Origin of the sequence: Acrocarpospora pleiomorpha, from assembly GCF_009687885.1 — a bacterium.
GTDB lineage: Bacteria > Actinomycetota > Actinomycetes > Streptosporangiales > Streptosporangiaceae > Acrocarpospora > Acrocarpospora pleiomorpha.
Map to the genome: position 1 here is coordinate 20976 of NZ_BLAF01000101.1, position 14232 is coordinate 35207.

At 69.3% G+C, this 14232-nt stretch carries 13 protein-coding genes; 7 read left to right on the forward strand and 6 right to left on the reverse strand.

Annotation, left to right across the window (positions count from 1 at the left end; translation table 11 throughout):
- Positions 1-97: 97 nt before the first annotated feature.
- The gene (locus Aple_RS48560) at positions 98-1294 is read right to left on the reverse strand and encodes a molybdopterin molybdotransferase MoeA (RefSeq protein ID WP_155351583.1); all 1197 of its coding nucleotides are present in this window, start codon (positions 1292-1294) and stop codon (positions 98-100) included.
- Between the two features lie 74 nt (positions 1295-1368).
- Here Aple_RS48560 and Aple_RS48565 point away from each other — a divergent pair, with 74 nt between their 5' ends.
- Genes Aple_RS48565 through fdhD form a run of 5 tightly spaced genes read left to right on the forward strand, consistent with a single transcriptional unit; the run spans position 1369 to position 8180 of the window.
- Positions 1369-2352, forward strand: a complete 984-nt coding sequence (locus Aple_RS48565) for a 2-dehydropantoate 2-reductase (RefSeq protein ID WP_155351584.1) — start codon at positions 1369-1371, stop codon at positions 2350-2352.
- A 46-nt stretch (positions 2353-2398) separates the two neighbouring features.
- Positions 2399-4327: a molybdopterin oxidoreductase family protein gene (locus Aple_RS48570; protein WP_155351585.1), complete on the forward strand. Its 1929-nt coding sequence runs from the start codon at positions 2399-2401 to the stop codon at positions 4325-4327.
- Between the two features lie 7 nt (positions 4328-4334).
- Positions 4335-6491, forward strand: coding sequence for an NAD(P)H-dependent oxidoreductase subunit E (locus tag Aple_RS48575; protein WP_155351586.1), 2157 nt, complete (start codon positions 4335-4337; stop codon positions 6489-6491).
- Entirely contained in the window at positions 6488-7360 is an 873-nt protein-coding gene (locus tag Aple_RS48580; RefSeq protein ID WP_218038897.1) for a 2Fe-2S iron-sulfur cluster-binding protein, read from the forward strand. The genes Aple_RS48575 and Aple_RS48580 overlap by 4 nt, the downstream gene beginning before the upstream one ends.
- Positions 7353-8180, forward strand: a complete 828-nt coding sequence (gene fdhD, locus Aple_RS48585; RefSeq protein ID WP_155351587.1) for a formate dehydrogenase accessory sulfurtransferase FdhD — start codon at positions 7353-7355, stop codon at positions 8178-8180. The genes Aple_RS48580 and fdhD overlap by 8 nt, the downstream gene beginning before the upstream one ends.
- Before the next feature lie 165 nt (positions 8181-8345).
- Here fdhD and Aple_RS48590 read toward each other — a convergent pair whose 3' ends face one another.
- Together Aple_RS48590 and Aple_RS48595 are read right to left on the reverse strand one after the other, a co-directional pair.
- Positions 8346-9137: a class I SAM-dependent methyltransferase gene (locus Aple_RS48590; protein WP_155351588.1), complete on the reverse strand. Its 792-nt coding sequence runs from the start codon at positions 9135-9137 to the stop codon at positions 8346-8348.
- A 61-nt stretch (positions 9138-9198) separates the two neighbouring features.
- Positions 9199-9405, reverse strand: coding sequence for a DUF4236 domain-containing protein (locus Aple_RS48595; protein WP_155351589.1), 207 nt, complete (start codon positions 9403-9405; stop codon positions 9199-9201).
- Between the two features lie 279 nt (positions 9406-9684).
- On the opposite strand from Aple_RS48595, the gene tuf reads away from it, so the two are divergent.
- A complete protein-coding gene (tuf, locus tag Aple_RS48600) occupies positions 9685-10857 on the forward strand; it encodes an elongation factor Tu (protein ID WP_155351590.1) in 1173 nt (390 codons plus the stop codon).
- A 42-nt stretch (positions 10858-10899) separates the two neighbouring features.
- Here tuf and pgeF read toward each other — a convergent pair whose 3' ends face one another.
- The 3 genes from pgeF to Aple_RS48615 are packed head-to-tail and all read right to left on the reverse strand — an operon-like array spanning position 10900 to position 13017.
- On the reverse strand, positions 10900-11616 hold the full coding sequence (gene pgeF / locus Aple_RS48605) for a peptidoglycan editing factor PgeF (RefSeq protein WP_155351591.1): 717 nt from the start codon (positions 11614-11616) through the stop codon (positions 10900-10902).
- Positions 11617-11662: 46 nt separating this feature from the next.
- Positions 11663-12166: a hypothetical protein gene (locus Aple_RS48610; RefSeq protein WP_155351592.1), complete on the reverse strand. Its 504-nt coding sequence runs from the start codon at positions 12164-12166 to the stop codon at positions 11663-11665.
- Positions 12163-13017: a 1-aminocyclopropane-1-carboxylate deaminase/D-cysteine desulfhydrase gene (locus Aple_RS48615; RefSeq protein WP_155351593.1), complete on the reverse strand. Its 855-nt coding sequence runs from the start codon at positions 13015-13017 to the stop codon at positions 12163-12165. Before Aple_RS48615 ends, Aple_RS48610 begins: the two co-directional genes overlap by 4 nt.
- Before the next feature lie 70 nt (positions 13018-13087).
- Between Aple_RS48615 and galK the strand changes: the two genes are divergently transcribed.
- Positions 13088-14203 (forward strand): galactokinase, encoded by a 1116-nt coding sequence (galK, locus tag Aple_RS48620; RefSeq protein ID WP_155351594.1) that lies wholly within the window; start codon positions 13088-13090, stop codon positions 14201-14203.
- Positions 14204-14232 lie beyond the last annotated feature (29 nt).

The following is a 14232-nucleotide window of genomic DNA, read 5'->3' on the forward strand; positions in this document are numbered from 1 at the left end:
CTTCCGGGAGACGTTCTGCTTCATGTCTACGCCATACTGCATACCGTATGAGGAACATGGTTACCCTCCTGTCCCTGGGATGTCCAGAGGTTTCGGCCTACTGGCTCGGACCCGGCTCCACCGGCAGAGCCAGCAGCTCGACCGGACCGCCGTCCCAGCCGGGCGGGAGCACGGCCAGCGCGTCGGCCAGCGCGGGCCCGCGCAGCGAACCCGGCCGGTCATGCCCGGTCGGCACGGCGCCGCGCGCCGACCGCCGCACCGCCACCAGCCGCGTGTCGGCCGGATGAGACCTGATCGGCACGGCCAGCGCGGCGGACTCGCCCATCGCCTCCGGCCGCCCGGCCAGCGCGCGCAGCACCGGAGCCAGCAGCGTCAGCGCCGCCGCCAGCGCCGCGAACGGATTGCCCGGCAGCCCGATCAGCAACCGCCCGTCGGGGAGCCGGGCCAGCAGCTGCGGATGCCCGGGACGGACCGCCACGCCGTCGATCAGAACCGTCGCCCCGAACGCCGCCAGCACGTCCCGCAGATGGTCGGCGGGCCCTCGCGAGGAGGCTCCGCACACGATGATCACATCGCCGGTCCCGTCCGCGAGCGCCCTGGCCAGCAGGGTTTCGCCGTCGGGCAGGTAGACGGGCGGCAGGGCCTCCCCGCCCGCCCAGGCGATCAGGCCCGGCAACATCGGACCGACCGCGTCCCTGACCCGGCCAGGGCCCGGGACTCCCCTGGGCACCACCTCATCCCCGGTGACCAGGACCTCGGCGACCGGCCGCGGCCGCACGCCGAGGAGGTCGTGACCGAGCGCGGCGGCCAGGCCGAGCACGACCGGCGTGACCAGGGTTCCGGCGGCCAGCACGGGCTCGCCCCTGGCGCAGTCCTCGCCGCGCCGCCGGATGTGCCGCCCCGGCTCGACCTCGCCGATGATCGCGCCATCGATGCCGGTGGCCGCCTCATACGGCAACACGGCCTCGGCGCCGATCGGGACCGGGGCGCCGGTGCCGATCTCGACGGCGGTGCCGGACCGCAGCGTCCCCCCGTGTGGCGGCCCGCCGGCCAGCACCTGCCCCACCACCCGCCAGGGCGGCCGACCGGCCACGGCGTAGCCGTCCATGGCGGCCACGTCGTCCCTCGGCAACGGGATGAGCGCGTGCAACGGTTCGGCCAGGCGGCCGCCGCACGCACCGGAAAAGGGCAGGTCGGCGACGGGGAGCGGAGCGGCGGCGCGGTAGGCGACGCGGCGCGCCTGATCCCAGGGCACGTCCGTGCGGACGGGCCGGACGCCGGAAACGACAGTCATGGGCGACTCCTTGACCTTCAAACTTTCCATACTGTATACCGAATGCACGGTCGACGCGAGAACGGAGCTTGATTGTGAAGGTCGCTGTTCTTGGCGCCGGCGCCATCGGCGCGTATGTGGGGGCCGCCCTGCATCGCGCCGGCGTCGAGGTGCATCTCATCGCCCGCGGGGAGCATCTCGCGGTCATGCGGAAGTCCGGCGTGCGGGTGCTCAGCCCGCGCGGGGACTTCACCGCCCATCCGAACACCACTGACGATCCCCGCGAGATAGGACCGGTTGACCATGTCTTCCTGGGCCTGAAGGCCAACTCCTACGCCGCGGCCGGAGAAATGATCAAACCGCTGCTGCACGAGACGACATCGATCGTCGCCGCCCAGAACGGCATCCCGTGGTGGTATTTCCACCGGCTTCCGGGGCCCTACCAGGGCTATCGCATCGAGAGCGTGGATCCGGGCGGCGCGGTGACGGCCGCGCTGCCGCTGGATCGGGCGATCGGCTGCGTGGTCTACGCGGCGACCGAGATCGAGGAACCCGGCGTGATCCGCCACCTGGAGGGGACCCGGTTCTCGATCGGGGAGCCCAGCGGCGAGTTGTCGCCGCGCTGTGTCGAGCTGAGCGAGGCCATGATCGCGGGCGATCTCAAATGCCCGGTCGAGGCTGATCTGCGGCACGACATCTGGGTGAAGCTGATGGGTAACGTCGCCTTCAACCCGATCAGCGCGCTGACCCGGGCCACCATGGCGGGCATCTGCCGCCATCGGAGCACGCGCGAGGTGGTCGTGACCATGATGCGCGAGACGGTCGACGTGGCGAGGCGGGTCGGCTGTGATCCCCGGATCTCCATCGAGCGCCGGCTGGCCGGGGCCGAGCGGGCCGGCGAGCACAAGACCTCCACACTGCAGGACCTGGAGAAGGGCAAACCGCTCGAGCTCGATGTGCTGCTGGCCGCCGTGGTGGAACTGGCCGACCTGACCGGGGCCTCGGTGCCCACGCTGCGCGCCGTGCACGCGGTCACCGACCTGCTTGATGAGCAGGTCAGGCTTGTGGCGTCGGCATGACAGCGAATACCGTAGGCTGTATACAATTCTGGAAAGGATTGGGGCCATGAAAAAGAGGAACCGTGCCGAGCACTACGATCGGCTGACCCATCCTCTGGTCAGGGAGAACGGCGAGTTGCGCCGGGCGACCTGGGAGGAGGCGCTCGACCGGGCCGCCGAGGGCTTCCGGCGCAACGTGGCCGCGCACGGTCCCGACACGTTCGCCATGTTGTCGTGCGCGCGCTCCACCAACGAGATGAACTATGTGGGCCAGAAGTTCACCCGCGTGGTGATGGGCACCAACAATGTGGACTCGTGCAATCGCACCTGCCACGCGCCGAGCGTCGCCGGGCTCTCGGCCGCGTTCGGCAGCGGCGGCGGAACCTCCTCCTATCAGGAGGTGGAGGACGCCGACGTCATCATCATGTGGGGCTCGGCGGCGCGGAACGCGCATCCGATCTTCTTCCAGCACGTGTTGAAGGGCATCCGCAAGGGCGCCCGGATGTTCGCCGTGGATCCGCGGCGCACCGGGACGGCCGAGTGGGCCGACCGGTGGCTGGGGCTGAACGTGGGCACCGACATCCCGCTGGCGCACGCGGTGGCCCGGGAGATCATCCATGCCGGGCTGCACAACACGGTCTTCATCGAGCGGGCCACCGAGGGCTTCGCCGAGTTCGCGGCCTCGGTGGAACCGTGGACGCTGAGCGTGGCCGAGCAGGTCACCGGCGTCCCCGCCGCCGCGATCCGCGAGCTCGCGCACACCTACGCGCAGGCGGATCGGGCCCAGCTCTGCTGGACGCTGGGCATCACCGAGCATCACAACGCGACCGACAACGTGCGGGCGCTCATCAACCTGTCGCTGCTCACCGGACACGTCGGGCGTTATGGGTCCGGGCTCTCGCCGTTGCGCGGGCAGAACAACGTGCAGGGCGGCGGCGACATGGGCGCCATCCCCAACCGGCTGCCCGGTTTCCAGGACATTCTGGACCCGGAGATCCGGGCCCGGTTCGAGGCCGCCTGGCAGACGCCCATCCAGCCGCGATACGGGCGGAATCTGACCGAGATGCTGGAAGGCATGGCCGAGGGGGAGGTCACCACCTGCTATCTCATCGGTGAGAATCCCGTGCAGTCCGAGGCCGACTCGCTGAGCTGTATCAAGCGGCTGAGCATGCTCGACCACCTGGTCGTGCAGGACATCTTCCTCACCAAGACGGCGCAGATGGCCGACGTGGTGCTGCCGGCCGGGGCGGCCTGGTGCGAGAGCGACGGCACCTTCACCAACAGCGAGCGCCGGGTGCAGCGGGTGCGCAAGGCGCTGGTCCCCCCGGGCGAGGCCCGCGACGACATCTGGATCCTGTGCGAGCTGGCCCGCAGGCTCGGTCACGACTGGCGGTACGAGAGCGCAGAAGAGGTGTGGAACGAGGTCCGCGGCCTCTCCCCCGCCCACGCGGGCATGTCCTACCAGCGGCTGGCCGACCTGCAGGGCATCCAGTGGCCGTGCCCGTCGGAGGATTCGCTCGAACCGCCGTTCCTGCACGGCCGCCTCTGGGAGACCGATCCGGCCAAACGTGGGCGGCTCGCGCCGTTCGCCGTGCTGGAGCACTCTCCCCCGGTCGACCTGCTCGACGAGGAATACCCGCTGCGGCTCACCACCGGCCGGCGGCTGGACTCCTACAACACCGGCGTGCAGTCCTCCGGGTTCGCCTCGCCGCTGCGCCGCGGGGAGAACATCGAGCTCTCTCCCGAGGACGCGGCCCGGCTGGGCGTGACCGCTGGAGAAGAGGTCAGGATCAGTTCCCGGCGCGGGGCCGTGGTCGCGCCCGTCTACATCGACCCGGCGCTGCGTCCCGGGCTGGTCTTCATGACCATGCACTTCCCGGACGAGGTGGACACGAACGCGCTGACCATCGAGGCCACCTGCCCGATCGCGGGCACGGCCGAGTTCAAGGCCGCCGCCGTCAGGATCGATCGCCTCGTCACCACGAAGGCCGGGTGACAGGCACATGGACCTGCGTTTCCGTGACGCAGAACCGACCGCCGAGGAGCGCGCCGCGATCGACGCGCTGCTCGGCGGGCCGGGGTCGGCCTGGGAGGGCGGGGCCCGGACCGAGGACGATCTCCGGTTCGCGGCGCACCCCGCCGAAGACCGCCGCGACCAGTTGTTGCCGGCTCTGCACGCGGTCAACGACCGGGTCGGCTGGATCAGCGAGGGTGCGCTCGACTACATCTGCCGCCGGCTGACCGTCCCGCCCGCCGAGACGTATTCGGTGGCCACCTTCTACTCGTTGTTATCGGTGGAGCCCCGGCCGCCGAGGGTTCTTCATGTCTGCACCGACCTGGCCTGCCAGGCCCGCGGCGCGGACGCGGTCCGCCGGGACGTGGAGTCCCACCTCGGTCCGGCGGGAACCTCCTGGCAGCCGAGCCCATGCCTGGGCCTGTGCGAGCGCGCCCCCGCCGCACTCGCCCTGCAGGCAGGAGAGAACCCCACTGCCACCGTGTACGGCCCTGCCGACTTCTCCGACATTTCCGCCTTTGATCGGCTTTCTCCCGCAGAGGGCCAGGAGGAGGCAGGGGTCCGCCCGGGGAGCACCGTGGTCTCCCCGGAAGGCACCACGGCACGATCGGCAGTTGCCGAGGTCCAACAGGAGGTTGCGGGGGGTCGCGCGGACGGGTCCGCAGTTCCGCCCGAGGTTGCCGAGGTCCGGCAGAAGATTGCCGGGGGTCGCGCGGACGGGTCCACGGTCCCACCCGAGGTTGCCGGGGTTCGTCCAGAGGCATCCGTGGCCTCGCCCGAGGTTGCCGAGGTTGGCCCGGAGGCGTCCATGGCCCCGCCCGAAGTTGCCGGGGATCGCGCGGAGACCTCCGTGGTGCCGCCGGAGGTTGGTGGGGTGTTCGGGGAAGCTCCGGTTCGGGCGGCGGTGCCGCAGGCCGGGGAGCCGGGGCTGGTTCTGTTGCGGCGGGTTGGCGTGGTGGATCCGGCGAGCCTGGATGAATATCGCGCCAGCGGAGGTTACGCGGCGCTGCGGCGGGCGTTCGAGCTGGGGCCGGGCGGGGTTATCCGCGAGGTTCTGGAGGCCGGGCTGGTCGGGCGGGGTGGGGCCGCGTTTCCGACCGGGCGGAAGTGGGAGGCGACCGCGCGCCAGTTCGACCGCCCGCACTATCTGGTCTGCAACGCCGATGAGAGCGAGCCCGGGACGTTCAAGGATCGGGTGCTCATGGAAGGCGATCCTTACGCGCTCGTCGAGGCCATGACGGTCGCCGGATACGCGACCGGGTGCGCGCGGGGATACCTCTACATCCGGGGCGAGTATCCGCGGGCGATACGACGGCTGGAGCACGCGATCGCCACCGCGCGGGCACGTGGGCTGCTCGGGGAGGACATCCTCGGGCAGGGGTTCGCCTTCGACATCGAGATCCGGCGGGGGGCGGGGGCGTACATCTGCGGCGAGGAGACCGCGATCTTCAATTCGATCGAAGGGTATCGAGGCGAGCCGCGGAGCAAACCACCCTTCCCGGTGGAGAAAGGGCTGTTCGGGAAGCCGACAGTCGTCAACAACGTCGAGACCCTGGTCAATGTGCTGCCGATCCTGGAGGGCGGGGCCGCCGTCTACGCGGCGGTGGGCACGGGCGGGTCGACGGGGACGAAACTGTTCTGCGTGTCGGGGACGGTGCGCCGCCCGGGCATCTACGAGCTGCCGTTCGGGGCCACGCTCGGGGATCTGCTCACCCTGGCCGGCGGGGCGACGGGCACGCTCCGCGCGGTGCTGCTCGGCGGTGCGGCCGGGGCCTTCGTCCGGGCCGATGAGCTGGACATTCCGCTCACCTTCGAGGGCACGCGCGCGGCCGGGGCCACGCTCGGCTCGGGTGTCGTCCTGGTCCTGGACGACACGGTGGAGCTGCCGCCGTTCCTGCTACGGATCGCCGAGTTCTTCCGCGACGAGTCGTGCGGGCAGTGCGTGCCGTGCCGGGTCGGGACCGTGCGGCAGGAGGAAGCGCTGCACCGCCTCTCCCGGCGCAGGTCGGCCGAGGATCTCGTGGTGTTGCGCGAGGTCGGGCAGGCCATGCGGGACGCGTCGATCTGCGGGCTCGGCCAGACCGCGTGGAACGCCGTCGAATCGGCCATCGACCGGCTGGGCGTCTTCGCCGAGGAGGCATCATGACCGTTCCGCTCCGCCCGCCGCGGCGGCTCATCGAGATCAGCGTCGACGGCGAGGCCGTGCGCGTCCCGGAGGGCGACACGATCCTGGACGCGTGCGCCGCGGCCGGAAAGGACATTCCGACCCTCTGCTACGGCGACACGCTGACGCCCAAGAACGCGTGCCGGGTCTGCGTGGTGGAGGTGGAGGGCGCCCGCACGCTCGCGCCCGCCTGCTCCCGCAAGGCCGAGCCCGGCATGGTGGTCGGCACCGCGACCGAGCGGGCCAAGCACAGCAGGAAGGTCGTCCTCGAACTGCTGGCGTCGTCGGTCGACCTGTCCACCACGCCGCGCGCGGCCGAGTGGATCGACGAGTACGGCGCCGATCCGGCCCGGTTCGGTCCCGACGCGGCGACCGTCGCTCAACCGGCCAAGGTGGACAACGAGCTGTATGTCCGTGATTACGCGAAATGCATTCTCTGCTACAAGTGTGTGGACGCCTGCGGCGATCAGTGGCAGAACTCCTTCGCCATCGCCGTCTCCGGGCGGGGATTCGACGCGACGATCTCCACCGAGTTCGACGCACCGCTCACCGACTCGGCCTGCGTGTACTGCGGGAACTGCGTGGAGGTGTGCCCGACCGGGGCGTTGTCGTTCAAGACCGAGTTCGACATGCGCGAGGCCGGCACCTGGAATGAGGACGAGCAGACGCAGACCACCACGATCTGCAGTTACTGCGGTGTGGGCTGCAACCTGACCCTGCACGTCCAGGAGAACCAGATCGTCAAGGTGACCTCACCGCACGACAATCCGGTCACCCACGGGAATCTCTGCATCAAGGGACGCTTCGGGTTCCAGCACGTGCAGAACGTGGGGGCGTCCACCGATGGGTAGGGTGACCGTTCAGCGCCGCATCCTCCGGCTCCGGGAGACGGGCGGCAGCCGCCGGATGGACGTGCTGGCGGCCGAGGAGCCCCTGGAGATCAGGCTCAACGGCGCCCCGCTGACCGTCACGATGCGCACGCCCGGCGATGACTTCGACCTGGCGGCCGGGTTCCTGGTCAGCGAGGGGGCCGTGGGTGCGGCGGGGGACATCGAATCCATTCGGTACTGCGCGGGTGCGACCGAGGATGGGCGCAATACGTACAACGTCTTGGATGTTCGGCTTTCGCCTTGGGTGACGCCGATCGCCACGTCGCTGGAGCGCAACTTCTACACGACCTCGTCGTGCGGGGTCTGCGGGAAGGCGTCACTTGACGCGGTGCGTACGGTCGCGCGCTGGGAAGTGGCCAGCGATCCGGTCAAAATGGATCCTTCGGTGATCTCCGAGTTGCCCGATCGATTGCGGGCCGCGCAGCGGGTGTTCGATCGGACCGGTGGCCTGCACGCGGCCGGGCTGTTCACACCCGGGGGCAATCCGCTCTGCGTCCGTGAGGACGTCGGGCGGCACAACGCGGTCGACAAGCTCGTCGGCTGGGCGCTCCGCGAGGGCATGCTGCCATTGAGCTCGATGGCGCTGATGGTCTCCGGGCGCGCCTCCTTCGAGCTGGTCCAGAAGGCGGTGATGGCGGGCATTCCGGTGCTCGCCGCCGTCTCCGCCCCCTCCTCCCTCGCGGTGGAGCTCGCGGCCGAATCCGGGCTGACCCTGCTCGGTTTCGTCCGGGGGAACTCCATGAACGTGTACACGGGAGAGGCGAGGCTGGGTGCCCGATGAACGTCATTCCGGTGTGGCCACGACCATCCTTCGACCAGGGGCATAGGTCGGCGGACGTCGCGCCGGAGTGACAAGGGATGCTGCCCGGCGATCCTTCGCCCCCTTCGCCGGCCAGCATCCCCGACAAAAGCAAGGACGCGTGCCACAGAGCGCCCAGCAGAATGATCAGGCGATGCAGACGATTTCGCCGTGCAGGACGGAGAGCCAGCCGTCGGGGGATTCGGCCCAGGTGCGCCACCCCTGGGCGATTCGCGACAGGTCGGATTCCGTGGCGGCGCCGGACGTGACGGCTTGGCGGGCGATGGCCGACGTGGTGACCCGATCGGCCCACATGCCGCCCCACCAGGCGCGGTCTTCGGGGTTGGCGAAGCACCACGTCGAGGACGTCGCCGTGATCTGCTCGAACCCGGCTTCGCGCGCCCAGGACAGCAGGAATCGGCCCGCGTTGGGCTCACCACCGTTCGCCCTCGCGAGCTTGTGATAGAGAGTGAGCCATTCGTCCAGTTCGGGGACGGCGGGGAACCAGGCGAAGCCGTCGTAGTCGCCGTCGCGGGCGGTGACGACGCCGCCGGGCTTGCAGACCCTGCGCATTTCGCGCAACGCCCGCACGGGGTCGGCGACGTGCTGCAGAACTTGATGGGCGTGCACGATATCGAATGTCGCGTCGGGAAAGTCCAGCGCGTGCACGTCGGCCACGACGAAGTCGATGTTGTGCTGCCCTCGGGCCTGCGCCTCGGCACGGGCGAGGTCCAGTTCCCGCTCGCCCATCTCGGTGGCCGTGACCCGGCCGACCCGGGTGGCCAGGTCGGCCGTGATCGTCCCGGGGCCGCAACCCACATCCAGGAGCGACAGCCCCGGCCGCAGGTGCGGCAACAGCTGCGCGGCCGAGTTCTCCGCCGTACGCCAGCGGTGGGACCGCAACACCGACTCGTGATGGCCATGGGTGTAGACGTTCATGACCGGAGATTATCAGGCGTCTTACATAATAAGAGAGAATGTCTCATATATCGAGACAAATCTAGTAGTGGTAGTACCTTCGGTGGCTCTTGCCCACGGTCTTGCTCAGGTGGAAGCCGCCGGGCAGTCGCACGGTCACGTGCCGCCGCCCGTCCGGCGTGCTCGTGACATGGAACCGGCGATTGCCGAAGCTGTGTCCGACCCCATGCCGGGAAAGGTTGAGCCGGAACGGTCCTATCTTGATCGACTTCCGGTAGTGCCAGCCCATCGTGGTCCCCCTCCGAGGTCTTCTTGCTGGGAAAACGTCCCCGCCCCCAGGGGAAGTTCCCGAAAATCCGTTGCGGAAGCTCAGGGGCGTACCGGATGATCTGTCGCATGTTCCGGTACGCCGCCGTTGTGACGCCCGCTCGTGCGGGCGCGTCGGCGCGTGCCTCGATGCGATTCGACGGCGCCGAGCGCTGACCCTTTCCCGTGCGTCCTGGTGACCCGGCGGGGAGGGGTCGAAGCCACGCGCGGGTCACACGGAATCGGCATCGAAGGAAGGAACATGGCCAAGCAGGCCTTCGTGCGGTCCAAGCCGCACCTCAACATCGGCACGATGGGGCACGTCGATCACGGCAAGACGACGCTGACCGCCGCCATCACCAAGGTGCTCAGCGAGCGCGGCGGCGCGGAGTTCATCCCATTCCACCGGATCGACCGCACCCCGGAGGAGACCCTTCGCGGGATCACGATCAACATCGCCCACGTCGAGTACGAGACGGCGACCCGGCACTACGCGCATGTGGACATGCCCGGGCACGCCGACTACGTGAAGAACATGATCACGGGAGCGGCGCAGCTGGACGGGGCGATCCTGGTCGTCTCCGCGGTCGACGGGATCATGCCGCAGACGCGGGAGCACGTGCTGCTCGCGCGCCGGGTCGGGGTCGCGCACGTGGTCATCGCGCTGAACAAGGCCGACGGCGCGGACCCCGAGCTGGCCGACCTGGTCGAGTTGGAGCTGCAGGACCTGCTCGCCGAGCACGGGTACCGGAACGTGCCCGTCGTGCGGGTGTCGGGCCTGCGCGCGCTGGCGGGCGACCCGGAGTGGACGGCCTCGATCGAGGCGCTGCTCCAGGCCGTGGACGAGCACGTGCCGGTGCCGGTTCGCTACCTGGACGTCCCGTTTCTGATGCCGATCGAGAACGTGCTCACCGTCACCGGGCGCGGCACGGTCCTCACCGGCGCCATCGAGCGGGGCACGGTACGGCTCGGCGACACGGTCGAGGCGGTCGGCCTCCGCGACGGCGTCACCGCCGTGGTCACCGGGATCGAGACGTTCGGCAAGACCATGGACCGGGGCGAGGCAGGCGACAACGCCGCGGTCCTGCTCCGGGGCGTGCGTCGCGATCAGGTACGGCGTGGCCAGGTGCTGGCCGCTCCGGGCAGCCAGCGGGGGCACCGGCGCTTCACGGCCCGCGTGTACCTGCTGACCACGGCCGAAGGCGGGCGCCGCACGGCGATCGCCAACGGCTACCGTCCGCAGTTCTACGTCCGGACCGCGGACGTGCCCGGTGAGGTCACCCTGACCGGCACCGAGCTCGCCCTTCCCGGCGAGACGATCGAGGTGACCGTCGACCTCGGCAAGCCGATCGCCCTCGAACCGGGCTTGGGCTTCGCCATCCGCGAGGGCGGGCACACGGTGGGGGCGGGTACCGTTCTCACCACATTCACCTGAGGACGCCTCAGGTCGGGCGGGATCCACTGGATCCCGCCCGAATCACACATCAAGCCAGATGAAGCCGCCGAAGCGGCCGGTGCGGGAGTCGCGGCGGTAGGAGTACAGGTCTGGCGTTTCAATCGTGCAGCGGGTGTCGTGCCGGATGTCGGTGATGTTGGCCTTGTGGAGTTGTGCCTCGATCGCGGCGCGAATGTCCACCGCCGGCGTGCCCTGCCGTGTGGTCGCCCACGCCTCCGGCACCACGCGGGCGACGTCCTCCCGCATCTCGGCCGGAACTTCGTAACAGAGGCCGCACGCGGCAGGACCGATGAGAGCCACCATCTGGTACGGCTCCGCCCCCCGCGTCGCCATCGCCTCGACGAGCGCGGGAACCACACCCAGCTGCGTCCCCGGCCGGCCGGAATGAGCCGCGCCGACGACCCGGGCCACCGGATCGGCCAGCAGGACCGGCGCGCAATCAGCTACCAGGACGTTCAGCGCCAGACCCGGCTCAGTGGTGTAAATCGCATCCAGCGGTGGCGGGTCATCGCCGAAAGGCTCGGTGACAAAGCGCACGTCACGCCCGTGAACCTGGCGCATCATCACCACGCGGGCGGGATCGACCCCCAGTTCGACGGCCGTGTCATGACGGTTCCGCAGAACCGCGTCGAAATCATCCCCAACCGCCCCGCCAAGGTTCCGCGACGTGTACGGCTCGGCGCTGACCCCGCCGTGCCGATCAGTGATCACCGCATGGATTCCGTCAGCCAAGAGCACCGGACGAGCTTACCAACCTGCCCCTGACAACCCTCGGGATTGACGGCTAGCCGACCAGCGACAACACCTCGGTCGCGACCTCGCGAATGGGACGACCATCATTGGGGACGATGTGGTCTTCGAGGGCGGCTTGTTCCACCTGTGCGGTGAATTCGTCAAGTTCGGCTAGGTGGCCGATCAGGGTCGCGCCGGAGTCACGGGAGCGCAGGCGTTGCCTGATCGTCGAGGCCGGGGCGGTCAGGCGGACGACGGTGAGCGAGACGTCGGGGAGCGCGCGGCGGACAGTGGTCAGGTGGCCGGGTTCCAGGAGGGCGCGGGCAAGGACAAGCCGGCGGATTCCGGCGGCTCGGTAGTTCTGCCAGACCGCGCTGAGGTTGATCTCCAGCAGGGCGTGGACGTCGGAGGAGGGACCGCACCAGCACAGCCAGTCGAGATCGATCACGGCATAGGGAACGCCGGTCTCGTGGAGGATCTCACCGATCTCGGTGGCTACGGCGGTCTTGCCGCTTGCCAGACCGCCGGTGAGCAGGGTCGCTTTGATCTGGCTCATGTTTCGCCGCCGGTGATGACCGCGACCACGGTTGTCCCTGGGGGGATGCTCCCGGAGGCGATCAGGTCGAGGATTCCGTACATCATCTTGGCCACGTAGACGCGGTCGAGGCGGATGCCGTGCCGGGTGTCGAAGTCTTCGATGAACGTGGACAGTTCTGGGGTTGTACGGGCGTAGCCGCCGAAATGGTAGGCGGTTTCGAGGTGCCAGTTGGTCGTCGTGTGGCCGAGGGTTTCGTGTTGGAGGCGGGTGATCTCGTCGGTGAGGAAGGCGCCGCCGCGTAATGCGGAGAAGCCGATGGCTCGCTGGCCGGGGGACAGTCCGGCGGCGATTCCAGCGAGGGTGCCGCCGGTGCCGACCGGGCAACAGATCACGCCAAAAGGGGTATCGGATGAAATTTCGCCTGGTAGTTCCATACATCCGCGGACGGCCGCCGGGTTGGAGCCGCCCTCGGGGAGGATCCGGTAACCCGGATACTCACCGCGCAGCCAATCAAGAACCTCGGGAGTGCGCTTAAGCCGATATGTCGAACGATCCAGGTACCTGAGCCGCATCCCGCGCCCCGCCGCGTACGCGAGCACCGGATTCAACGGCAACCGCTCCTCGCCCCGAATCACCCCGACGGTCGAGAACCCATACCTCTCCCCCGCGGCCGCCACCGCCCGAATGTGGTTCGAGTACGCCCCGCCAAACGTCAGCACCGGCTCCAACGCCCCCACGTTGTACTTCAACTTCCTCCACTTATTTCCCGAAATTTCGCCCCATATCAAGTCATCGCGCTTGAGCAGCAGCCGTACCCCATGCACCCGATCGTCCTCCAGCGGAACGACCGGCGACAGCACCTCACCCACACCCCAAGGCTGGCATATCCCCCAAGACTCGCTACCCTACGGTGAGCCCGTTGTTGAGGAGTGTTCGCTTATGCGCGTTCTTGATGCTTTTTCCGAAGCATACGACAAGTCCCCAGAAGGCATCTGGTACGCCCCAGGCCGGGTCAACCTGATCGGCGAACACACCGACTACAACGACGGCCTCGTCCTCCCCTTCGCCGTCCCCTGGGGCGTCACCCTCGCCGCCAGCCCCCGCGAGGACGACACGATCCGCCTGATCTCCCTCCAAGCAGGCACACAGACCATCGACTCCCTCGAAGACGCCCACGGCTGGGCCCGCTACCCCACCGGCGTCTTCTGGGCCCTCCGCCGCGAGGGCTTCCCGGTCCGCGGCGCCGACATCGTCATCGACGGCGACATCCCCGAAGGCGCCGGCCTCTCCTCCAGCGCGGCCCTCGAAGTCGCCACCGCCTTCGCCCTCAACGACCTTTACGCCCTGGCCCAATCCCCCCTCGCCCTCGCCAGGATCAGCCAGCTCGCCGAGAACGACTTCGCCGGCATGCCCTGCGGCATCATGGACCAGGCCACCTCCGCCTTGGCCAAGGCGGGCCACGCCCTCCTCCTCGACTGCCGCTCCCTCGCCAGCCGCCACATCCCCTTCGATCTCCCCGCACACGGCCTGCGCCTGCTGATCATCAACACCAACGTCAGACACGCCCTCGCCGACGGCCAGTACGCCCGCCGCCGCCAGGAATGCGAAAACGCCGCGAAACACCTCGGCGTCCCCGCCCTCCGCGACGTCACCGACCTGGCAGGCGCCCTCACCCTCCTCAAAGGCAACGAACGCAAGCGCACCCAACACGTAGTCACCGAAAACCACCGCGTAGAAGCCCTGATCGGCCTCCTCAGAGCCAACGCGGTCACCGAGATCGGCGCCCTACTCAACGCCTCCCACCTATCACTCCGCGACCAGTTCGAGGTCTCCTGCCCCGAACTAGACGTCGCCGTCGAATCCGCCCTCCGCGGCGGCGCCCGCGGCGCCCGCATGACCGGCGGCGGCTTCGGCGGCTCCGCCATCGCCCTAGTCCCAGCCGACCGCACCGACTCCGTCGAAACCACCGTCAAAGCCGCATACGCCGACCGCGCCTGGCACCCCCCAACCATCCTGACCGCAACCCCAGCCCCAGGCGCCCACCGCCTGGACTAGCCCACCGCCTGGACTAAAGGACCGATGCG

Bases quoted from the DNA above. Each gene is read 5' to 3' on its own strand.
- Aple_RS48560 (WP_155351583.1), bottom strand. From the start codon at position 1,294: ATGACTGTCGTTTCCGGCGTCCGGCCCGTCCGCACGGACGTGCCCTGG.
- Aple_RS48570 (WP_155351585.1), top strand. From the start codon at position 2,399: ATGAAAAAGAGGAACCGTGCCGAGCACTACGATCGGCTGACCCATCCT.
- Aple_RS48575 (WP_155351586.1), top strand. From the start codon at position 4,335: ATGGACCTGCGTTTCCGTGACGCAGAACCGACCGCCGAGGAGCGCGCC.
- Aple_RS48580 (WP_218038897.1), top strand. From the start codon at position 6,488: ATGACCGTTCCGCTCCGCCCGCCGCGGCGGCTCATCGAGATCAGCGTC.
- fdhD (WP_155351587.1), top strand. From the start codon at position 7,353: ATGGGTAGGGTGACCGTTCAGCGCCGCATCCTCCGGCTCCGGGAGACG.
- Aple_RS48590 (WP_155351588.1), bottom strand. From the start codon at position 9,137: ATGAACGTCTACACCCATGGCCATCACGAGTCGGTGTTGCGGTCCCAC.
- Aple_RS48595 (WP_155351589.1), bottom strand. From the start codon at position 9,405: ATGGGCTGGCACTACCGGAAGTCGATCAAGATAGGACCGTTCCGGCTC.
- tuf (WP_155351590.1), top strand. From the start codon at position 9,685: ATGGCCAAGCAGGCCTTCGTGCGGTCCAAGCCGCACCTCAACATCGGC.
- Aple_RS48610 (WP_155351592.1), bottom strand. From the start codon at position 12,166: ATGAGCCAGATCAAAGCGACCCTGCTCACCGGCGGTCTGGCAAGCGGC.
- galK (WP_155351594.1), top strand. From the start codon at position 13,088: ATGCGCGTTCTTGATGCTTTTTCCGAAGCATACGACAAGTCCCCAGAA.